The sequence below is a fragment of the Acidimicrobiia bacterium genome, assembly GCA_040289475.1.
In the GTDB taxonomy this organism is placed as follows: Bacteria; Actinomycetota; Acidimicrobiia; order ATN3; family PSLF01; genus PSLF01.
In genome coordinates this window covers 69,136-89,886 of sequence record PSLF01000008.1, presented here as the reverse complement: position 1 = coordinate 89,886, position 20,751 = coordinate 69,136, and the positions used below count along the sequence as shown (strand labels likewise).

Genomic DNA, 20,751 nt, shown 5'->3' with positions numbered 1-20,751 from the left:
GAGCCTAAAGAGCGGTGCTAGATTGGATTATTGGGCTCTGCTGCAGTCGACCCTGCTCTGTTGCGTCTGCTGCCATGGCCATGGCCTAGAGACAAATCGGTTTTTGTCAATGCAGTACCGCCATTGGTGCCCGCCGTCCCGCCGAAGCCCGACCCTATAGGATCGATAGATTGCTTCTGGGGTAAAACCATCGTCGGAGATCCCAAGAGTCGAGCTACACAAGTCCGCTCCGTCTGACGTTCTGTCGATGCCCAGGGCCTGGGCGAGCTTTCCCGGACCAGAGGCAAGGTTGAAGAAGTCGTCCGTCCGTCGGCGTCTCATAATTATGTCGATACCTTCGAGTGGCTCTGCAGCCCGCAGAAGTACGGCCGAGCACTCGCCTTCTCTCCCGGTGACCACATTCAAGCAGAAGTGCATGCCGTAGGTGAAGTAGACATAGGCGTGTCCGGGCGGTCCAAACATTGTTCCGTTCCGAGGGGTCATGCCTTTGAATCCATGCGAGCCCGGATCGTCAGCGCCACCATACGCCTCGGTTTCCACGATTCTCACAGCAACGAACCCATCAGCGGAGTCACACCATAAAATCTTTCCCAAAAGATCGATTGCTACTGAGGTGTGCCCACGGGCGTAAAACGACCTCGGGAGGCGGCTCTTGTAAAATGCCCGTCTCTGGCTGGTGGTCCTTTTTATCGCGCTCAGCCTCTTCGCTTCTCGGCCCATTTCTCGATTTCCGCTAGGCGCTTTTCCGCTTCTTCAAACTGCACTTTAAGAGGCTCGAAACCTGCCATTCCTTTTCCCCGTCGTTTGGAGACAGCCTCGGCTGGGCGAAGTGAAGCCACCTCTTGCGCCGACAATACGCTAACGCCAGCAACCTCCAAGTCATTGGGGCCAACTTCGCTCAGTCGGCGCCTTTCGGAGACGAGATGCCGTACGAGTCGCGCGATCTGGCGATGCGCCTCTCTGAAAGGAACCCCTCTACGTACCAGCTCTTCCACGATTTCTGTAGCCAGAGCAAACGAACCCTCTACGCTATCTCTCATTCGGTCTGTGTCAAAGCGAGCACTAGAAACGGCTCCTGCTAGAGCCTTCGCTGTTCCAACCACTGTGTCGAAGGACTTGAAAGCCGCTTCCTTGTCTTCTTGGAGATCCCGGTTGTAGGCAAGAGGGAGCCCTTTTGTTACGACCAGAAGTTGCAACAGACAAGCAATCGATGCAGACGTGCGGCCCCTAGCAAGCTCAGCCACATCGGGGTTCTTCTTCTGCGGCATGATAGACGATCCGGTCGCCCAGGAATCTGATAACTCGACAAAGCCAAATTCCTCTGATGACCATATGACCAGCTCCTCGGCGAGGCGACTCATATGCACGTGCGCTATGGCCAACGCGTACAAGAAGTCCGCAGCAAAATCTCTGTCGGAGACGGCATCTACGCTATTTTCAAAAACGGATCCAAAACCCAACTCTCTGGCTGCCACAGATGTATCTGATATCAGTGAGCTTCCTGCTCCCGCTGCAGCTCCGAGCGGGCTAGTGTCCGCGCTTCGGAAAGCTGCCCTGAGGCGCTCGCAGTCACGCAGTAGCGGCCAGACATGAGCTAAAAGATGGTGGGCGAGCGGTATCGGCTGCGCCCTTTGAAGGTGGGTGTACTCGCAGACTAGAGCATCTCCGGCCGTAACTGCTTTGCTCTCAAGAGCTCTCGCTAGTTCGACAATGGCGAAGGCAGCTTCCTTACACGCGTCCTTGACCCATAGCCTGAAATCAGTCACTACTTGATCGTTGCGGCTTCGCCCCGCATGAAGACGCCCTGCCACCTCCCCCGTAAGCTCGCCCAGCCTTCGCTCAATAGCGACGTGTATATCTTCGTCAGACTCGGAAAGTCGAAATCGGCCCGTGGCAAGCTCTGCCTCCACAGCAGAAAGCCCATTTTTCAGTCTTTCGGCGTCGTTAGCGGAGAGTACTCCGGAGGCCACCTGAGCTTGAATATGAGCTCTAGAGCACTCGATGTCGTACTTCCAAAGCCTTTTGTCCGTGGCGATGGACGAGGAGTACTCGAGGAGTGTCCGATCTGGTGGAAGACTGAATCGCTCGCCCCAGACCATCCAACGCGCTGTTTCTGCTTCGGGGACCTCACTCATCGACAATGGACCTCTCCGCCCACGTCCTCACTGGAAGCGAGAAAACTCGCACGTAGCCAGCCGCATCGGCGTGGTCAAAGCGATCTCTTTCGTCGTAAGTCGCAAGGTCCTCTATGTACAAGGCGAACCGCGATCTTCTACCTGTAGGTTGACACCTTCCGGCACTGTATCGCAGACGCACCTCCCCCTCGACCCGTTTCTGTGTCTCGTTGAAGAAGGCTTGCAGAGACTGACGGAGCGGAGAGTGCCACATCCCATCGTAGACGAGCTGGCTCCACACTGGCTCTAGAAGGGCTTTTTCGTGGGCGAGATCTCTCTCGAGTGTGAGCGACTCCAGGTCGCGATGAGCCTCGATTAGAGCAAGTGCGGCAGGCGCTTCGTAAACCTCCCTGCTCTTTATCCCGACGCGTCTGTTCTCGATCATGTCTACCCGCCCAAAACCGTACCTTCCGCCTACATCACCGATGAGCTCTATCAGCTCTACCAGGGAGCGTTTTTTTCCATCGATAGCCACCGGTCGCCCTTCTTCGAAGCCGACGACTACATCACAAGGAGCTAGCACAACATGTTCAGGGTCCGCTGTAATAGAGAAGGCGTCCTCTGGGGGCGCAGCCCATGGATCTTCCAAAGGACCGCACTCTACCGTCCTGCCCCACAGGTTCTCGTCTACCGAGTATGGGGACTCCTTGGTGGCAGTCACCGGGATTCCATGTTTTTGAGCGTACGCCACTGCCTGCTCGCGACTCACCGGGAAGTCGCGGGCAGGCGCCAAAATCTCGCAGGAGGGGTACAGAGCGGAAATAGACACCTCGAAACGGAGCTGGTCGTTTCCTTTACCGGTACAACCGTGGGCAATCTTTGTCGCCCCATAAGAACGGGCAACTCTAACGAGCTCGGATGCTATGCACGGGCGAGACAAAGAAGAAATCAGGGGATATCGACTTTCATATAGGGCATTGGCAGCTACTGCGGGAACCAGATAATCCTCGGCAAATTCCTCCTGGAGATTGGAGACCACCAACTCGTGTACCGAGGCCGCCTCAGCCCTTTTCGCCGCTTGCGTCAAGTCCTCTTTCTGTCCAACATCGGCCAGAACGGCGATTACATCGTAGCCTTGCTCGTACGCTAGGCGGTGCGCTATGACCGAAGTGTCTAGCCCACCCGAAAAGGCCAAAACTACTGTTTCAGCCACGTCTTATCACCTCCCATGAGCGCCGGTCAGATCGGCGAGGACTTCTTTTACCAAACTGCCAAAACCCTCTTCGCACACCACAATGATCGTGTCGTCTCCTGCGACAGTGCCCAGCACCCGACTGATAAATGCACCGTCCACGAGCGATGCAACATAAGGAGCGTGGCCCGGCAGTGTCTTGAGCAAGACTATGTCACCGGATGCAACTACAGCGGAGACCGAGCCAGCCAAGGCCTTGCGCATGAGTGCATCCCGTCCTGGCTGCAAGTAAGAGTCGCGTACTTCCTCAGGACCAAGCACGTATGCCCCTTCTCCGGAGGAATTTCTGACCTTGCGAGCTCCGATCTCCCTCAGATCGCGGCTGACCGTCGCCTGAGTCACTGCCATCCCACGTTTGGCCAAAGCTGCCACTAGTTCTGCCTGTGTCTTGGCTCCTCCTTCCGAGAGCAACCCCTCAATCAGTTTGTGGCGAAGCTCTTTCCGACTTGAACGCGGTCCGGCCGTCCTTGTGATAGATCGCGAGGTCTTTTTTTTCTTGGGCATTAACGATCACTCTCCCAAGACGGCACACAACAGAGCGTTCTGAGCGTGCATCCTGTTTTCCGCTTGTTCGAAAACTATCGATCGGTCCGAGTCTGCAACTTCGGCCGCTATCTCCTCGCCCCTGTGCATAGGCAAACAGTGCATTACTACCGCTCCATCAGCTGCGTGCGAAAGCAGCTCTTTGGTTAGAGCGTACGGGCGCAACATCTCCACCAGAGAGCGCTCTTCATCTTCCTCGCCCATAGAAACCCACACGTCGGTATAGACAGCTTCGGCGCCTCGTACAGCCTGCATCGGATCGTGTGTGATCAAAAACCTTCCCCCGAAAGATTCGGCTAATTCCCTGCAGCGATGAGCATAAGATGGGTCGAGCGAACGCTCCGGCGGCGTGGCAATCCTCGAGTCCAAACCTGCCATACACGAAGCCAGCATTAGCGACCTCGCCACGTTGTTGGCGTCGCCCACATACGCCACAGAGCTGGCCCCCACCTCTTTGAGAGTCATTAGATCCGCAAAAGCCTGCATAGGGTGTGCGACATCAGAAAGAGCGTTAAGCACCGGCGCTACCATGGAAGAAGCTAGGCTTACCAAAGTACGGTGAGCAAACACACGGGCAGCGAGAGCATCTACATAGCGGTCGAGAACACGTCCTGTGTCTTGTAGCGTTTCCCCTCTGGACAACTGAAGCTCTCCAGAGGAGAGAGGGATAGAGGATCCTCCCAATTTGAAAATTCCCGCTTGCAAGCTGACCCGAGTGCGCGTGGAAGGCTTCTCGAATAGCAGCGCAATACATCGTCCCTCAAGCCCTCCCTGCAGACGAGAAGGATCGGACTTTGCTTGGAGTGCCAAGTCGACCACGGCTAATAGCTCTTCTCGCCCAAGGTCGTCTACATCAAGAATGTCTCGGCCTCTTAGGGAGGGAATAGGAGATATCACAACAGTTTCTTCCGGTCACAAGGCTGAAGCGATGTCTCGAGGGCATCTTTTAGTTTCTCGACTCCCTCCTCGATATCATCCTCTGTGATTACTAGCGGTGGACAGAGCCTGATGGTGTACTCGCCCACAGCGTTGATCAACAGGCCCCGTTGCAAAGCTGCCTCAGCGACGGACTTTGCGGGCACCTCTGTGTCCGCCCCTAGCAGAAGACCTTCTCCCCTCACTTCTCGTATACCCGGCAGCGACGCTACTGCAGCCGCGAGAAGTTTTCCATATCGCGCCGCCCGATCATCGAGAGACAAACGCCGCATGATCTCGAGTACCTTGCACGCTACTGCCGAGACTACGGGACCGCCGCCCAGCGTCGTGCCGTGCTCACCAGGAGCGAAGGCCGACGCGACCTCTTCACGGGCCACACATGCGGAGATGGGAAAGCCATTGCCGAGCGCCTTGCCGAGCGTGAAGATATCAGGTCTAAGCACTTGCCACCTCTCGTGATGAAAAGCCAACCACTTCCCTGTCCGGCAAAGTCCTGTCTGAACCTCGTCGACAACCACCAATGCGCCTGAAACTTCCCTCGCCTCGTTTATCGCTCTAACCGCGTCGACGCCGAGTGGGTGAATCCCGCCTTCTCCCTGTATTACCTCTAGAAAAAGAGCGCCCGCATCTTTAATCACCTCGCAAATGTGCTCGGGCGAGCGCGGATCTACGTACTCAATCGATCCCACCAAAGGCTCAAAGGGGATCCTCTTGGAGGGCTGGCCCGTTATGGACAAAGCTCCCATCGTCCGCCCATGAAAAGAGTTTTCGAAAGCAACAATTTTTCGACGCGCTGGATCGCGCAAATGCCAGTACTTTCGGACGAGCTTGATAGCGCACTCGATCGCTTCTGCTCCCGATGATGCATAGAACACCCTTCCCCACCCGTTTAGACGCCTCAGTTCTTCGGCGAGACGAAGTTGGGGAACCGTGTAATAAAGGTTAGAAGTGTGAACCAGCAGAGCAGCTTGCTCAGCGACCGCCTCTGCAAGCTCCGGATGAGCATGCCCTAGGCTAGTTGTCGCAATTCCTGCTACGAAATCAAGGTAGGATCGCTCCTCCGAATCGATCAGTCTGCATCCCGTCCCTCGGACAAAAACCACGGGGAAGCGTGAATAAGTAGGCATGATGCAGCGACCCTCGATCGCTGCGGCTTCGGCAACATCCATCGCGCGAGCCCCTGAAGCTGCTGGCTCGCCTATAGCTTTAGAAAGCCCGGAACTATAATCTTCCACGGGATCGAAATTCCTTCTCGGTCGGAGATCCCGGAGCACGGGCCATTGTCCCGATTCCCTCCGGTGTGAAGACCTCCAGCAGGACAGCGTGCTCTACCCTGCCATCTAGGATGTGAGCCCGAGGCACCCCACCCTTTAGTGCCGTCAAGCACGACGAAATCTTGGGAAGCATCCCCTCGGAAAGCTTTCCCTTTTGCAGCATTCTTTCGAGCTCTTCCAAGCTGACCTCAGAAAGCAAAGATTCTTCGTCCCCTAAATCTTCGTACAATCCGCGGACATCGGTTAGATAGACCAGCTTTTCCGCGCCCAGAGCAATGGCGATGGCTCCAGCAGCCGTATCGGCGTTGATGTTGTGGACCTCTCCATCAGGCGAGACTCCCAACGGAGCGATCACAGGGATGAGGCCATCGTCTAAAAGTTTCAAGACGACACCGGGGCGTACTTCTTCGACCTCTCCCACCAACCCTAAATCCTCGCCACCCGGACCGAGTCGTCTACGAGTGACAAACAGGTTTCCATCTTCTCCCGAAAGGCCCATTGCCAAGTCGCCGTGGCGATTGATAAGTCCGACGATGCGCCTGTTTATGTGGCCGAGTAGAACCATTCGGGCCACCTCTACCGTCTGTTCGTCGCTGACCCGCAATCCTCCGACAAAACGGGGCTGCATCCCTAGCTTGGTCATCATTTCCGAGATCTGGCGGCCGCCTCCATGTACTACCACGGGACGAATACCGACCAGACGCATGAGCGCCATGTCCTCAGCGAATGCCTCCGCTAGACTCGGCGTCGTCATCGCCGCTCCGCCCAACTTGATCACGACTGTCTTGTTCGAATAAGCCTTGATATATGCGAGGGCCTCGATGAGCACCGAGGCCTTGTACTGGGTGGATGCGACATCTCTCCCTGGATTCATTGCTCAAGAAGTAGCCATGTTTTCTTCAACGTAGCCTGGACCCAGGGCGGCAATAACTCTTACGGTTCCAAAAGGTCCCATGCCCAAGTCGCAAACGATTTCCACTTCCGAAGAGGACATGTAAGAAGAGAGATCGTTCGAATGCCATTCCGAAGTGGCCACGCCATTCCGACACACCTCGAAGGGGCCGTACCAAACCGAGACAGCCCGAGAATCGAAATACCGAGCGACGCTTCCGGCCTCAGCAACGATCCTGCCCCAGTAAGGATCTCCTCCATACAACGAACAACGCACCAGAGTCGAAGAGGCGATCGCACGCGCCACTCGCTCGGCGTCGCTTTGAGATGCAGCACCTCTTATCCGCAGCACTGCTAGTCTGTTGGAACCCTCTCCGTCCCGAGCCATTTCGAGCGCGAGATAGGCGCACACAAAGTCAAGACCCTTCTGTAAGACATTCCCAACGGCAGATGTCACAGCATCGCCGAATTTGACACTAGGACCTTCTCCGGTAGCCACCGCAAGAACGCAGTCGTTCGTGGACATGCAGGCATCAACGCTCATCTTGTTGAAGGTCTTCGAAACCGAGTTTCTCAAAAGACGTCGAAGCGTGTTGGGATCGACAAAAGCGTCGGTAGCAACAAAGGCCAGCATGGTAGCCATTGCGGGCTCGAGCATGGCAGCGCCTTTTGCGATCGCCCCGACAGTCACGGTGCCGTCTATTGACTCCACCCCGACTGCGCATTCCTTTGGAAATCTATCGGTCGTCATGATTGCTCGGGCAGCCTGGTGCCCGGCGTCTTCAGATGAAGACATAGCAATCGCATTTATCGCCGAAGTCACAGCTTCTATAGGGAGGAAAGTCCCGATTATTCCCGTAGAAGCAACAAGAACGCAGTCTTCATTGGCACCAATGACGTGGGCTGCAGCTCGCTGCATTGCCTTGGCATCCTCGAGACCTTTTTCCCCCGTCAAAGCGTTGGCACACCCTGCGTTAGCAACAATCCCTTCAATTGAAGACCCACTCTCGACCACCCCCATAGACACCAACACAGGAGCTGCTTTTGCTTTGTTCGCGGTGAAGACACCTGTTCCACAAGCTCTTTTCCCCGTACCTTCTACTGCAATAAGCGCCACATCGGGCGCTTTACTACGACGCATTCCCGCCGCTCCGACTCCTGCTTCTATTCCTGTAACAGAAGTGATAGTCCCCCCGTCTAGGAGCCTCCCTCCAAAAGATTCCAGTTCGAATCCCAATTCGAAGACTTCCTCAGGAACCACGCTCACTCCTCAGCCTCACCTCACCTCCGCACTGACCTTTTACGGCCACAAGCCCCAAGAAGAAAGGCCTGCTGTTTCATCGAGTCCGAGCATGACGTTGGCGTTGTGAATTGCCGATCCGGCTGCACCCTTGCCCAAGTTGTCGATGGCCACCGTTGCTACCGCAACCTTGAAACCTTCATTTCCCCTCTGCCGCACTGCAACGTGAATTGCAGCCATGTTTGATCCCCGCACTGCCTTGGTGTTGGGAGGAGCTGAAGTCATAGCTACAAATGGCTCACCGGCGTAGATTTCCGAGTAAATCGCTGATACCGTCTCGGCTCCAATATCGGGAGAAAGCGGAACGTACGCTGTCACCATCAGTCCTCGTGCCATCGGGACCAAGTGTGGGACGAATACCACCATCGTCGCGCCACACAAATCCTCCAAAACCATCTCGATCTCGGGCTGGTGCCTGTGACCTTCCACCGCGTAGGCGACCGTGTTTTCCGTTGCCTCCGAAAGCAATAGTCGTTTTTCGGCTCCTCGTCCTGCCCCAGATAACCCAGATTTCCCATCAATGAAGATCTCTCCCCTAATGACTTTTTCTTTTGCCAAGGGATACAAAGCCAGCAGCGCGGCGTACGCATAGCACCCCGGATTAGCAACTCGCTTTGCAGCCGAAATTACAGAGCGGTAAGCCTCCGTAAATCCGTAAACCCACTCGCCAGTACCTGCTTCTTCGGGACGCGAAAAGCCATACCACACAAGGTGTGTTTCCTCGGGCAGCCTGAAGTCCGGACCCACATCGACTATTCGATCGGGTGTTTTCGCACCCAATTTGGCCAAGTACCGGGACGACTCTCCCGCAGGGAGGCAAGTAAAGAGCAGGTCAAGGCCGGACAAGTCCAAGGATTCGCTCACTCCCTGGACTTTCATCCTAGGAAGCCCTCGATCATCAAGACTTTCATGCAACCAAGGATGAAGTTCTGCCAAGGTGGTTCCAGTCGAGGCCTCACCCCCAACCCATGCAATTTCTAGATACGGGTGGCAAGCTAACAGCCTCAAAATTTCGCCCCCCGCGTATCCCGATACTCCTGCGATACCCGCCTTATAAGCCACCTTTGCTTTCCTGCCTTTTTTCGATCTAGATCTAAGCGCCCCGACTGGATGTAAGCGATGCAAGCGATCCAATCGGGCTCGCAGTACTTACGTATAGCGCATATAGATTATACACTATACGTTACTGCGTGCAAACATACGAGACGGCCAAATTTCAAAGACCCGCTAGTGCTTTAAAGACCATTCCAAAAATGGCGCTTCCGCCTAAGGAACGAAGGAGATGGAAATTAGGAGCTCCTAAGCTCAGCACCAAGTCGCTCGCCTACGTGCTGTATGATCGCTTCTCTTACTTCGCCCGCTTCTTCGTCGGTTAGTGTTCGATCCAGAGCCGAGAGGGTAACCGTAACCGTGACGCTTTTTTTACCTTCTCCAAGCTTCGGACTACGGTACAAATCGAGTATTTCAGCACGCTCTACAAGCTGCCCCCCGCCCTCGATTACAGCTTCCGCAACGACAGCTGCCGGAGTGTCGTTTGCGACTACAAAAGCGAGATCGAAGTAGACAGGAGGGAAACGAGAAAACTGCTTGTAGGGAACGGTCTCCGAGAAAAGATCACAGATCCTATCCAGATCGACCTCGAAGACCGCAGTCGAAGCCTCTATCCGATATGCCGTTGCAAACTCCGGGAGTACTTCGGCCACAAAACCTATACGCTCCCCATCGGTGAGGACGCCCGCGCAGCGCCCTGGATGAAAACCATCTAAGGTATCGGGAACGAACTCCACACCGTCTACTCGCCCCGCCTCGAACACCGCATCAAGTACTGCCTTTGCACCAAAAAACTCAGGGGCCTCTACCGTATCGGTAATACCGTTTCTAGCGCCGGTGAGGCGGGTATCGGGCAGCACGACGATTCCCCCCAAGGAGAGGTGTTCCGACGGGAGGCCGTCGTCGTCAGGTGGACCAAAGACCGTACCAATTTCGAAAAGACGTAGGTCTTGGCGGCGGCGTGCGAGGTTCCGTGCTGCTGACTCCATGAGCCCAGGAATCAATGTCGGTCTTAGAGTGCTCTCCTCGACTCGAAGTGGATTTGCCAGACTCGTCGTAGCCGAGCGCATCGCGACCGGAAGCTTATCCAAAGAAAGCATCGAGAAGTTTTTGACCGCCGTAAAACCGCATCCGATCACTAGCTGTGAGATTCGGCGCCTTATGCGCTGAGTCCGATCGAGCCTTCCTATCCTTGCTCCGGAAGCGGGAAGTGTCTTTTTTACGTTGTCGTATCCATACAGTCGTCCAACTTCCTCAATAAGATCGACTTCTCGAAAAATATCCCTTCTGAACGTGGGAACCTCGACATCGAGGGCAGTCTCGGAACGCCCGATTATGCGTAAGCCTATGGAAGACAAAAGTTCCGCCTGACGCTCGATTGGGATCTCTGTTCCGAGTAACCGGTTTGTTTTCTGCGCTCGTAGTTGCACACGTGCTGGATTTATCGGACGAGGATATACATCCACGGCGCCCCTAGCCACCGTTGCTTCGCAGACTTGCTGAATCAAACATGCCGCTCTCTTAGAAGCCCACTCGGCGCCCTCGGGATCGCAGCCTCTCTCGAATCTTGCGCTCGACTCGGTCCTGATCCCATGGCGCTTCGCGGTTCGAAGAATGCCAGCAGGCTCAAAGTACGCAGACTCCAGCAAGACTTCCGTAGTCGAAGCCGAGATCCCGCTTCCCTCCCCGCCTACTACGCCGGCGATCGCCAACGGCCGCTCACTATCAGCAATCACGAGATCGTCCGAGTCTAAAGAGTGTTCGTCGCCGTCAAGAGTTGCTATCCGCTCGCCTGCTCTGGCAAGCCTGACCACGATGCGCCCTTGAGATACTGTGGAGTAGTCAAACGCGTGGAGGGGATGGCCGACCTCGAACAAGACAAAGTTAGTGACGTCGACGACGTTGTTAATCGGCCTAGCACCTGCTTCCCGCAGCCTAAGAGCCATCCACAGAGGTGATGGACCAACCCGAACATCAAAGATGTATCGGGCGATGTAGCGAGGGCATCGGGACTCCTCCTCGATTACCACAGAGACCTTGTCTCGAGCTGGGCGATCACTTTCGTTGAGCTTGATGTCGGGCAAAACGAACTCCATGCCAGAGGAGGCACTCAGCTCGCGGGCGAGCCCCAGCACCGACATGGCGTCCGGGCGATTCGGAGTGATGTCGACCTCTATTACGCTGTCACCAAGCCCCAAGACTTCCTCTAGCGGAGTTCCCACCTCTAGCCCAAGGTCCGGTCCTGAAGACCTGTCAGCAATGACCAATATTCCTTCCGAGTCGCTCCCGACTCCGAGCTCGCTTTCCGAGCAAATCATCCCGTAAGACTGGATGCCTCGTACCGTCCTTGCCTCGACTCGAACACCCCTGGCTATCTCGGAGCCGGGAGGGGCAAAAGCTACGTAGTCCCCAACATCGAAGTTGGACGCCCCGCACACGACATCGACTGCATCCCCGGTACCGTACAGGATCTTGCACAGCCTCAGCCTGTCGGCATTTGGATGCGGCTCCCATCCTTCGACACGTGCTACGACCAGGCCTCTGCATCCTTCTCCGAAGGTACTCACGGACTCGACCTCGAAACCGGCCGAGTCCAATCGAGAGGCAATCTCGGAAGGAGACTCATCGATTGGTAGATAGTCCCGAAGCCACCGCAACGGTAGGCGCACGCTCCAACCTCCGATTGCTCAAAACTGGGAAAGGAACCGCAAGTCGTTCTCGTAGAAAAGTCTGATGTCGGGAATGCCGTAGCGCAGCATTGCCAAACGCTCTACACCCATGCCAAAAGCGAAACCCTGCCACTCTTCAGCATCGTATCCGACAGCCTCGAATACTTTGGGGTCGACCATTCCGGCCCCTAGCACCTCTATCCATCCGCTGCGCCCACAAATCGAGCAACCCGAGCCGGAGCAGGCAAAGCACGACATTGCAACCTCTACCGATGGTTCAGTGAAAGGAAAGTACGATGGAAGCATGCGTATGCGCTCGCCCTCCCCGAAGAACTCTTTTACGAAGTGCTCCAAAGTACCAGCTAAATCCCCGAGTGTGATTTCGCGATCTACGGCAAGGCCTTCCACTTGATGGAATACTGGGGAATGAGTCGGGTCTAGTGTGTCCCGTCGAAACACTCGCCCCGGCGAAATCATGAAGAGCGGCGGCCGCCTAGCCTCCATAACATGAACCTGGACCGGAGAAGTGTGCGTCCGAAGCAGCACTTCCTCTCCCCTCCCTGTATCGAGATACAAGGTGTCGTGCATGGAACGCGCCGGATGCCACTTAGGAGTGTTCAAAGCCTCGAAATTGTAGTAGTCCGTTTCTACCTCGCGTCCTTCGGCAACGGAGTAGCCCATGCCTACGAAGATGTCGACGATCTCCTCGGTGACCTTGTCTAGAACGTGGAGGCGTCCTGGCCTCGGAGCCGGAGACGGCAGCGTGACATCAATACGTTCCCCGGCGAGTCTCGCTAGGATCCGCTCGCTCTCGAGATCCCGACGCTTTTTCAAAACCGCCTCTTCTAAGGTGCGACGAAGCTCCGCGATGCGCCTTCCAGCCTCGGGCCGCTTTTCCGGAGCCACATACCGAAGCTTCCTGTTGGCGTCAGCCAAAGCAGAGCTTTTTCCCAAGAACATCGAGTCGAGCCGCTCGAGAGTTTCCAGGTCTGGCGCTGCCTCCACCGCAGAGATCGCATCTGCAACGATTTCCTCGAGGCGGTGCAAGTCCAGCTTTGGATCTACTGTTGATTCAGGCATCTTCAATATCCTCACGAACGAGCTGTGTTGCCCGAGGGACTAGAAGTTCGAACACTGCCCCTGGATAATCTCCAGTCGACCGAGGGGTAACAAGACGAATGTCTCCGCCTTGAAGCCGCATAATTCTTCGTGCATTGTGCAGTGCGATTCCGAGCCCCCGAGGCTGACCAGATCGGGGGCGACCCTCCAAGTCCGCTGAGAAAATGAGGCTCTTGAGACCATCTGGGATCCCCTCACCGCCGTCTTCAACCCGCACACTCACGAACTGAGCAGTGACTCGAAGAGACACACGGGCCTTACCGCTCCCGTGCCGGAGGGCGTTTTCGACGAGCGCCTCCAATGCCTTCGATAGCCTCCCTGGGTCAGCCTTGGCCACCGATAGCCCGGTCTTTTCGACCTCAATCTCAATATCGGAATCTTTGAAGCCTTCTCTGACCCTGCGGACAATTTCTCTCACTACCTCGGACACGTCTACAAGTACAGGCTCCCATTCAATGGCTCCCAGCTCCAAACGGGCGTAGTCTACGAGTTGGTCCACTGCTGATTGCATCCTGGCCGCCGCCCCCCTAATGTGGTAGAGCATCTCGTACCTCAAAGACTGCTCGAGAGAATCACCCCGGCGCTCCAGAGTCACGGCATATCCACTAATCGCGGCTAGAGGGGTCTTCAGATCGTGGCTCGCCTGAGAAACGAACTGTGCCACAGAGGGAATCCGCTCTGCATTGGTGTTATTCGCAGATGAATTGTCACCAGATGAAGCAGTGTCTCCGTGCGGTGTTGACACGGCCATCCCCGCTATCCCCGCGGGAATTAGGGCGCTTCTTTTGACAGCGAGCGCCGTGCCTCTTGTACCAGGCGAACGAAGGTGCCCGGATCCTCGACGGCGATATCTGCCAGCATCTTGCGGTCAACGTCTAATCCCGCGCTTTTGAGGCCTCGGATAAACTTCGAGTAACTGAGACCGGAGCTTCTTGCAGCCGCGTTGATTCTCACTATCCAAAGCCTTCTCATGTCGCCCTTGCGGGCCCGCCGGTCTCTATAGGCGTACTGACCCGCGTGCATAACCGCTTCGTTGGCGACTCGAAACCGTCTCGACGCCGCGCCTCGATATCCCTTAGCTCGCTCTAGAATTTGCCGGTGTTTTTTCCTAGCGTGAACTCCGCGCTTTACTCTCATGGCTCTCCTTATTCACCTTTACCCAGAGAGATGAAAGACATTGCAGAAAATAGACATTTAGCGAACAGTCTCGCTAGCCGGAGGTCCGGCCCCCCAACAGCCTGCGAGCCGCCCTGCGGTCGGGGGAAGCTAGTTCTTGGTCTCCCTGGAGCCTCCGCTTCCTCCGACTAGACATTTTCCTCAGAAGATGACTGCGGTATGCCCGACGACGCATGATCTTGCCCGTTCCGGTCAAGCGGAAACGTTTGGCTGCAGAACGCGATGTCTTCATTTTAGGCATTGGTCTTTCGCTCCTTCTTGGTAGGGGCCAGCACCATAACCATGTTCCTGCCATCGAGTTCAGGCTGATGCTCCACCGATGCTGCGTCGCTTAGGTCGGTGGCAATCTTTTCCAGCAAGTTGTGACCAATGTCTGGATGGGCAAGCTCCCGTCCCCGAAACATCACTGTCACTTTCACCTTTGCACCTTCTGACAAAAACCGTTCGATATGTTTGAGTTTGGTCTCGTAATCGTGCTGATCAATCTTTGGGCGAAATTTCATTTCTTTTATGACGATATGGGTTTGGTGTTTGCGTGCCTCCCTAATGCGCTGGGACTCTTCGTACAGCCATTTGCCATAGTCCATTAGCCGGCACACCGGTGGATCGGCCTGAGGAGCTACTTCTACAAGATCAAGCTCTTGCGACGCCGCGGTTGCCAACGCTTCCTGAATTGTCTTTATACCGAGTTGCTCCCCGGTCTCCGAAATGAGGCGCACCTTAGGTGCGGTGATCTCGTCGTTGACGCGATGCTTCCGAGTCTGGCCGACTCCCTCTTTCCCCCTTGGCTTAGCCCGTATCTCCTTGACTCCTTTCGACGCGATCGAAACGCTACCCGGCCGCTCTAGACCCCTCGTACCACAACGAGCCAGGGTATCCAGGGCCAGAGGCCCACAACGGGTTTACCGAGTATAAACAAGTCATCGCCGTAACAGAAGGGTAGGTTGACTGCTCAGCAGAGAAACCGCTCAGGATTCGCTCACTTCGAGCTTCTATCTCGCTGTATCATCCATGGACTCGGATGAACCCGGTTCCGGCCGGACTCTTGTGGCCTCAAGCTTGCCATCCTCATCCTTGCCGACTTCAAAAATTACGCGAGCCCGCTTACGGAGCCCTTTGTATCCATCCACTTCGATGTTTTCCTGCCTCACGAAAAACTCTGCTCCATTATCAGCGACGATGAAGCCGAATCCCTTGGCCTCTATGTACCACTTAACTGTTCCACGAACTTCACTCGACACCTGCGTTGCGCTGCCTCCAGTGAAAACCTCTGAGTGCACACCTTGGGGGTCACAATACGATCTTTGATATAGGCATCTCGACTATGTCTTCTGCCCCTCGGTCCTTTAGTAACGGTATCAGCTCGTTCACCCCCGACTTGGGCACCACGGTCTCGACAGCGAAGTATGTGCCACCGTGCAAAGTCGAGACAGTGGGCGACTTCATCGACGGAAGCACCTCGACAACGTCTTTGAGCTTCTCAGACGAGACGTTTAGCTTTATCAGCACTCTCCCTCTGGCGTCGAGCGCCCCCCTCAACAGTACGGCAATTTCCTCCAAGGCTTTCCTCTTCGATAGATCTTGCCAGGCACTAGCATTAACGATCAGCTCGGGGTAGCTCTCAAGCAGGGTATCGATAATGCGCACTCCGGCGGCGCGCAATGACGCCCCGGTCTCGGTGTTGTCTACGATCGCATCTACGATGTCAGGTACTTTGGCCTCCGTAGCGCCGTAAGAAAGCTGGATTTTCACCTCGATTCCCAACTTTTCGAAGTATCGCGATGTAATTCGCGGGTACTCAGTCGACACCCTGATACCAGGAGCAAGATCCGAGGGCTTCTTATAAGGCGACGATTCGGCAACCGCTAGTACGAGCAGGACCGGTCTCGATGTGGACTTCGAGTACCTCAGCTCGGTGACACTAACGACGTCGGCCCCGGTCTCTTCGATCCAGTCTCTGCCAGTAATTCCGGCATCGAATAGCCCGTCCGCTACGTAGTGCGGAATTTCCTGTGGGCGCAAAAAACGAACCGACTCAATGCGAGCGTCGTCGATATCTGCCTTGTAATCCCTGGCCGAGCGGCGCTGAATCGATAGGTCGGCTTCGTCAAACAGCTTTATGGTGGCATCTTCTAAAGAACCCTTAGGCAATACTAGTTTCAGCAATTCCTCCTCCTCATCTGCCTTGCCAAGAGTACATGTAGCGTTTGCCGCACATACACTCGAAAGTGACGATAGAATAAGTACGCCTGCCCACTGGGTAACGAACCATCAAGTAAACGGCGTCCCATTTCGCGCTTGATCCCCAAACGAACCGCGTCGATACCTCGATAGAGAACATTTTTGAATGAGTGCTAGCGCGCCGCTACCGATGCACATGACACGAGCCGCCAATGACAAGACCCTGGGAAACTGCTGAAGAGCTGACTCTCGGAGAACGTCTCTTCCCCACTGAAGAGGCATTCCCCGATCACATAAAGCTCATGCGCTACCGAAGCCAGCTGGCTCTCGGCATTTCGATAGTGATGGTCATTGCGTCTTTCTTGCTCGACCTCTTCCAGCCAATTCAGGATCCCAGTAAGGTTTGGGTCCTCCGCTCCATGCTAGTTGGAAGCTTGATCATTATTTTTCTAGCGTCCAGATCCAGCGTGATATCTCTTCCGCGCCTTTACGCGCTCACATACATCCACTACTTTACCTTGGCGTTTTTCTTTGCGTTGATCGTGGTCTTTGGCAAACAGACAGTTCTGTTTACCGCGTTTCACACAATTATTGTAGGAATCCTTCTCCGCCCGCTTTCGGGACCACAGGTTACCGTGACACTGGGGCTTGTTGTTGCAGGCGCGATGGCTCGGGGATTTGGGATTGCTAACGCCAAAGAATGGCGAGAGTTCATTGCTGAAATGCTTGTACTTTTAGGGACTTGCTTCCTCGTTCAGGCTGTAGCCGACATGAACTTCAAACTCCTCGTTGCAGAAGGCGAAGCCCGCCAGCGCATGGAAGACGCTATGCGCAAAATGAACTTTCTTTCCAGCTTCGACCACCTTACACGTGTAATGAACCGCCGCAACTTCGAGGATGCTTTGGAAAACGCGCTCTTGGAAGCCCGATCTGCGGGGCAGGGGCTCGGCTATCTAGAGATCGACTTAGACTATTTCAAGGACATCAATGACACATACGGACACCAGGCTGGAGATGCTGTCCTGAGAGCCGCGTCCGAGAGAATAGCCTCTTGTCTTCGGACAGGTGATTTGGTCGGACGAATGGGCGGAGACGAGTTCGCCGCCGCAGTCAAGGCTGCCACAACAGATGTAGCTGAACGTGTCGCAGCACGAATCCTAGAGTGCTTCAAGCAAACACCGGTACGTACAAGTTGGGGGGACATACCCATCTCTTGCACGATCGGAATCGGGTGCTATCCGGGCAAAGGAGCCGCCACAGCTAGCGCAGTCATGGCGGCAGCGGACACTAGTCTTTACGAGGCGAAAGAAGCAGGAAGAGGGAGAGTCGGCCGCCCCGTATTAGTTTCGGATGTGGAGCACGCCCCGGTTGCCGAGAGCTATGTGCCGGGAGTAGGGATGCCTTCTCTCGAAATATCAGCCGCATCCCCCCATCTCCTAGAGCAGTTGAACTCGCTAGATACCGATGAGTCTTCCCGCTCGCGGCCTGAAAGCGGTACCGCGTCGCGGCCTCGGAGAGCGAGAAAGGACGGCCGAAGCCGATCCGATCGACGAAGTGACGGCTTGCAAAGCGCAGAAGGCGAAGGGTCTCACGAGGTTGTACAAGCATCCGCGGAGTCTCCAGTTCCGCCTCCTCCTCATCGACGTGGCGGAGGCGCTTAGGTCCTGTGGCACCTTAGGTGACGCCAAATGGATTTAGAGTCGCTCCCTCCGAGTTCCCTCAACGTAAGGATCATCTCCAACGCTGCCGTAGCTGCCTCGAAGCCTTTATTGGACTCGACACTGTCAGCAGCTCTTGCCAAGGCCTGGTCCATGTCGTAAGTGGTCAAAACGCCGAAGGCCACTGGCACCCCTGTTCTCAAAGACACCTCTTGTAATCCATAGGAAGCAGCCGAGGCAACGTAGTGGTAGTGGTCAGTATCTCCCCTTACGACGCATCCGAGAGCTACGACAGCATGAACCCGCTCAAGCTCTATCACCTTAGCAACCGCTATCGGAATCTCGAATGCCCCAGGCACCCATACCAAGATGCATCTAGACCGGTCATTCAGGTCAATACCTACGCTCGCTAGAGCGGCTCTAGCCCCATATAACAGCTTCTCGGTGACTCGGAAGTTCCATCTGGCCGCCACTATTCCTACACGGATACCCGCGCAGTCAGCAGCGGTCATCCTGCGCGCAGTTTCCGACAAATAAGCCGCTCTCTTGAGGCCCTTGGAAGCATATTTGTCTGGCGGCATGTGGTTTATTGGCCGGACTCTCCTCGTGGAGGGTTTTCTACAGCCTCGGCTTCCTCTAATTCCTTCTTCGATGACGAAGGTGCCAGCCCTGTCGAAGAAGTCGAACCGCTGTATTTGTGGCCGTTGGGCTCCATTGATGCCTCAAGCCCGTCCAAAAGGTGGCCTAGCTTTTCTTTTTTGGCCCTGAGATAAGCTATGTTCTCGCGCGTCGGATCTGTCTCAAGCGGAACCCGCCCAACGATCTTGAGACCGTACCCCTCGAGTCCTGCTCGCTTGGTCGGATTGTTTGTCATCAGCCGCATTGTCGTTATGCCTAGGTCCGCAAGGATCTGAGCGCCGATTCCGTAGTCGCGTGCGTCCGCTGGAAAGCCAAGACGAAGGTTGGCGTCTACGGTGTCGTGCCCTCGCTCTTGGAGCTCGTATGCCTGCAGTTTGTGCAGGAGACCGATACCCCTTCCCTCGTGACCCCTGAAATAAAGCACCACACCCGCACCCTCTTCGGAAATCTTCTTGAGCGCAAGTTGCAGCTGGCGGCCACAGTCGCACCTCAACGACCCGAACACATCGCCAGTCAGGCACTCAGAATGAACCCTCACCAAGACTCCATCTCGCCCAGCAACGTCTCCCTTTACCAAGGCCAAATGCTGTCCGCCGTCGACCAATGACTCGTACCCAATAGCCCGGAATTCCCCGTAACAAGTGGGGAGGCGAGCCTCAGCCACCCTCCTTATAAGTCGCTCTGACTGCCTCCGGTAGTGAATCAGGTCCGCTATAGTGATGATCGGAATGTCAAAACGGGAAGACATTTCCAGAAGGAACGGAACTCTCGCCATCTCGCCGTCTTCCCGCATAACCTCGCATATGACTCCGGCGGGTGCCAATCCGGCCAGGCGTGCCAGGTCGACAGCCGCCTCGGTGTGTCCAGCCCTCTTGAGCACTCCACCCTCTTGGTATCTCAGAGGAAAGACATGGCCGGGTCGAGTGAAATCCTCGGGCTTGGATGCGGGATCGATAAGGGCCCTAATCGTCACTGCTCTATCGTAAGCGGATATCCCGGTAGTCGTCTTGTGCTTGTAATCTACCGATACGCAGAACGCTGTCTCTTTGGCATCTGTGTTTTCGGTGACCATAAGTGGTATTTCCAGCTCGTCGAGGCGGGAGCCCAACATTGGGACACACACCAAACCCCGTCCATGAGTCACCATGAAATTGACGATCTCTGGCGTGACCTTCTCTGCTGCGCAAACGAGATCGCCTTCGTTTTCGCGGTCTGCGTCGTCGACAACTATGACCATCCGGCCGTACCGGATGGCCTCGATCGCCCCTTCGACCGGGAAAAACTCTTTCATCGCTAAGGCTGCTTCTTATCCGTGTAAAGGCCGAGCATTCTCTCGACGTACTTGGCTAGAACATCGAACTCAATGTTGGGCCGGTATCCCACCTCCCACGCGCCAAGCGTCGTCACTTTTATCGTATGAGGAACTAGTACCACCTCGAGGAAGTTATCGCCACAGGCGGCGACCGTTAGGCTCACCCCATCGGCGGCTACAGATCCCTTTTGGGCGACATAAGGCGCAAATTCGACCGGATAGCTAAGGCGAACTCGCCTAGCTTCCCCCTCATCTACGAGCGACTCTACAACCCCAGTGCAGTCAATGTGGCCCTGGACAAAGTGACCACCCATAGGCTCTCCTGCTCCTATAGCAGCCTCCAGGTTTACGCGATCGCCCTCGGTCAGAAGTGCTAGGTTTGTCCTCTCCAAAGTTTCCCTAACAGCGTCAAAGTGTGCTTTCGAACCCGACACCCCTGTAGCCGTCAAACAACATCCGTTTATGGCTACGGAATCCCCTATGCGGACCTGCCTACTGAGGTTAGAAATATCTACTAGAAATTTGGATCCCCAGTCGGAACGAAGCACAGCTTTGACGGTGCCAACCGCCTCCACTATCCCAGTGAACATGTAGTATCCAAATTCCCTACCTTCTAAAACGAACTCCCTGACAGAGA

The 20,751-nt window shown here is 55.4% G+C and carries 21 protein-coding genes; 1 reads left to right on the top strand and 20 read right to left on the bottom strand.

Features of this window, described 5'->3' with window-relative positions:
- Positions 1-27: 27 nt before the first annotated feature.
- The 17 genes from C4318_05875 to C4318_05795 form a co-directional block, all read right to left on the bottom strand.
- Positions 28-720 carry a DNA-3-methyladenine glycosylase gene (locus tag C4318_05875; protein ID MER3454674.1) on the bottom strand — a complete coding sequence of 231 codons (693 nt, stop codon included), beginning with the start codon at positions 718-720 and terminating at the stop codon, positions 28-30.
- On the bottom strand, positions 696-2,135 hold the full coding sequence (argH, locus tag C4318_05870; protein MER3454673.1) for an argininosuccinate lyase: 1,440 nt from the start codon (positions 2,133-2,135) through the stop codon (positions 696-698). Before argH ends, C4318_05875 begins: the two co-directional genes overlap by 25 nt.
- Positions 2,128-3,327, bottom strand: a complete 1,200-nt coding sequence (locus tag C4318_05865; protein ID MER3454672.1) for an argininosuccinate synthase — start codon at positions 3,325-3,327, stop codon at positions 2,128-2,130. The genes argH and C4318_05865 overlap by 8 nt, the downstream gene beginning before the upstream one ends.
- 6 nt (positions 3,328-3,333) lie before the next feature.
- A complete protein-coding gene (locus tag C4318_05860; GenBank protein ID MER3454671.1) occupies positions 3,334-3,870 on the bottom strand; it encodes an arginine repressor in 537 nt (178 codons plus the stop codon).
- A gap of 6 nt (positions 3,871-3,876) precedes the next feature.
- Positions 3,877-4,806: an ornithine carbamoyltransferase gene (gene argF, locus C4318_05855; protein MER3454670.1), complete on the bottom strand. Its 930-nt coding sequence runs from the start codon at positions 4,804-4,806 to the stop codon at positions 3,877-3,879.
- Positions 4,803-6,080, bottom strand: coding sequence for an aspartate aminotransferase family protein (locus C4318_05850; protein ID MER3454669.1), 1,278 nt, complete (start codon positions 6,078-6,080; stop codon positions 4,803-4,805). The genes argF and C4318_05850 overlap by 4 nt, the downstream gene beginning before the upstream one ends.
- Positions 6,067-6,993 (bottom strand): acetylglutamate kinase, encoded by a 927-nt coding sequence (gene argB, locus C4318_05845; protein MER3454668.1) that lies wholly within the window; start codon positions 6,991-6,993, stop codon positions 6,067-6,069. The genes C4318_05850 and argB overlap by 14 nt, the downstream gene beginning before the upstream one ends.
- Before the next feature lie 3 nt (positions 6,994-6,996).
- The gene (locus tag C4318_05840) at positions 6,997-8,277 is read right to left on the bottom strand and encodes an ornithine acetyltransferase (protein ID MER3454667.1); all 1,281 of its coding nucleotides are present in this window, start codon (positions 8,275-8,277) and stop codon (positions 6,997-6,999) included.
- Positions 8,278-8,310: 33 nt separating this feature from the next.
- Positions 8,311-9,456, bottom strand: a complete 1,146-nt coding sequence (locus C4318_05835; GenBank protein MER3454666.1) for an N-acetyl-gamma-glutamyl-phosphate reductase — start codon at positions 9,454-9,456, stop codon at positions 8,311-8,313.
- 143 nt (positions 9,457-9,599) lie between these two features.
- Positions 9,600-12,044, bottom strand: a complete 2,445-nt coding sequence (locus tag C4318_05830) for a phenylalanine--tRNA ligase subunit beta (protein MER3454665.1) — start codon at positions 12,042-12,044, stop codon at positions 9,600-9,602.
- 3 nt (positions 12,045-12,047) lie between these two features.
- Positions 12,048-13,109, bottom strand: a complete 1,062-nt coding sequence (locus C4318_05825; GenBank protein ID MER3454664.1) for a phenylalanine--tRNA ligase subunit alpha — start codon at positions 13,107-13,109, stop codon at positions 12,048-12,050.
- Complete coding sequence (locus C4318_05820; protein MER3454663.1) at positions 13,102-13,899, bottom strand: hypothetical protein; 798 nt, start codon at positions 13,897-13,899, stop codon at positions 13,102-13,104. Before C4318_05820 ends, C4318_05825 begins: the two co-directional genes overlap by 8 nt.
- A 20-nt stretch (positions 13,900-13,919) precedes the next feature.
- On the bottom strand, positions 13,920-14,285 hold the full coding sequence (locus tag C4318_05815) for a 50S ribosomal protein L20 (GenBank protein ID MER3454662.1): 366 nt from the start codon (positions 14,283-14,285) through the stop codon (positions 13,920-13,922).
- Between the two features lie 73 nt (positions 14,286-14,358).
- Complete coding sequence (locus C4318_05810; GenBank protein ID MER3454661.1) at positions 14,359-14,565, bottom strand: 50S ribosomal protein L35; 207 nt, start codon at positions 14,563-14,565, stop codon at positions 14,359-14,361.
- A complete protein-coding gene (locus tag C4318_05805) occupies positions 14,558-15,124 on the bottom strand; it encodes a translation initiation factor IF-3 (GenBank protein MER3454660.1) in 567 nt (188 codons plus the stop codon). The genes C4318_05810 and C4318_05805 overlap by 8 nt, the downstream gene beginning before the upstream one ends.
- 192 nt (positions 15,125-15,316) lie before the next feature.
- The gene (locus C4318_05800) at positions 15,317-15,565 is read right to left on the bottom strand and encodes a cold-shock protein (GenBank protein MER3454659.1); all 249 of its coding nucleotides are present in this window, start codon (positions 15,563-15,565) and stop codon (positions 15,317-15,319) included.
- Between the two features lie 49 nt (positions 15,566-15,614).
- Complete coding sequence (locus C4318_05795; GenBank protein ID MER3454658.1) at positions 15,615-16,490, bottom strand: ATP phosphoribosyltransferase; 876 nt, start codon at positions 16,488-16,490, stop codon at positions 15,615-15,617.
- Between the two features lie 227 nt (positions 16,491-16,717).
- On the opposite strand from C4318_05795, the gene C4318_05790 reads away from it, so the two are divergent.
- Positions 16,718-18,166: a hypothetical protein gene (locus C4318_05790; protein ID MER3454657.1), complete on the top strand. Its 1,449-nt coding sequence runs from the start codon at positions 16,718-16,720 to the stop codon at positions 18,164-18,166.
- Here C4318_05790 and C4318_05785 read toward each other — a convergent pair.
- The 3 genes from C4318_05785 to C4318_05775 all read right to left on the bottom strand — a co-directional run bounded on the left by C4318_05785 (position 18,163) and on the right by C4318_05775 (position 20,704).
- Complete coding sequence (locus C4318_05785) at positions 18,163-18,675, bottom strand: 6,7-dimethyl-8-ribityllumazine synthase (protein MER3454656.1); 513 nt, start codon at positions 18,673-18,675, stop codon at positions 18,163-18,165. The two genes, C4318_05790 and C4318_05785, sit on opposite strands and share 4 nt — an antisense overlap.
- Before the next feature lie 74 nt (positions 18,676-18,749).
- Positions 18,750-20,093 (bottom strand): bifunctional 3,4-dihydroxy-2-butanone-4-phosphate synthase/GTP cyclohydrolase II, encoded by a 1,344-nt coding sequence (locus tag C4318_05780; protein ID MER3454655.1) that lies wholly within the window; start codon positions 20,091-20,093, stop codon positions 18,750-18,752.
- Between the two features lie 2 nt (positions 20,094-20,095).
- Positions 20,096-20,704, bottom strand: a complete 609-nt coding sequence (locus C4318_05775; protein ID MER3454654.1) for a riboflavin synthase — start codon at positions 20,702-20,704, stop codon at positions 20,096-20,098.
- Positions 20,705-20,751 lie beyond the last annotated feature (47 nt).

Coding starts and splice junctions, on each gene's coding strand:
- C4318_05775 (MER3454654.1), bottom strand. CDS start 20,704: ATGTTCACTGGGATAGTGGAGGCGGTTGGCACCGTCAAAGCTGTGCTT.
- C4318_05860 (MER3454671.1), bottom strand. CDS start 3,870: ATGCCCAAGAAAAAAAAGACCTCGCGATCTATCACAAGGACGGCCGGA.
- C4318_05780 (MER3454655.1), bottom strand. CDS start 20,093: ATGAAAGAGTTTTTCCCGGTCGAAGGGGCGATCGAGGCCATCCGGTAC.
- argH (MER3454673.1), bottom strand. CDS start 2,135: ATGAGTGAGGTCCCCGAAGCAGAAACAGCGCGTTGGATGGTCTGGGGC.
- C4318_05810 (MER3454661.1), bottom strand. CDS start 14,565: ATGCCTAAAATGAAGACATCGCGTTCTGCAGCCAAACGTTTCCGCTTG.
- argB (MER3454668.1), bottom strand. CDS start 6,993: ATGAATCCAGGGAGAGATGTCGCATCCACCCAGTACAAGGCCTCGGTG.
- C4318_05790 (MER3454657.1), top strand. CDS start 16,718: ATGACAAGACCCTGGGAAACTGCTGAAGAGCTGACTCTCGGAGAACGT.
- C4318_05825 (MER3454664.1), bottom strand. CDS start 13,109: ATGCCTGAATCAACAGTAGATCCAAAGCTGGACTTGCACCGCCTCGAG.
- C4318_05815 (MER3454662.1), bottom strand. CDS start 14,285: ATGAGAGTAAAGCGCGGAGTTCACGCTAGGAAAAAACACCGGCAAATT.
- C4318_05820 (MER3454663.1), bottom strand. CDS start 13,899: ATGGCCGTGTCAACACCGCACGGAGACACTGCTTCATCTGGTGACAAT.
- C4318_05875 (MER3454674.1), bottom strand. CDS start 720: ATGGGCCGAGAAGCGAAGAGGCTGAGCGCGATAAAAAGGACCACCAGC.
- C4318_05785 (MER3454656.1), bottom strand. CDS start 18,675: ATGACCGCTGCTGACTGCGCGGGTATCCGTGTAGGAATAGTGGCGGCC.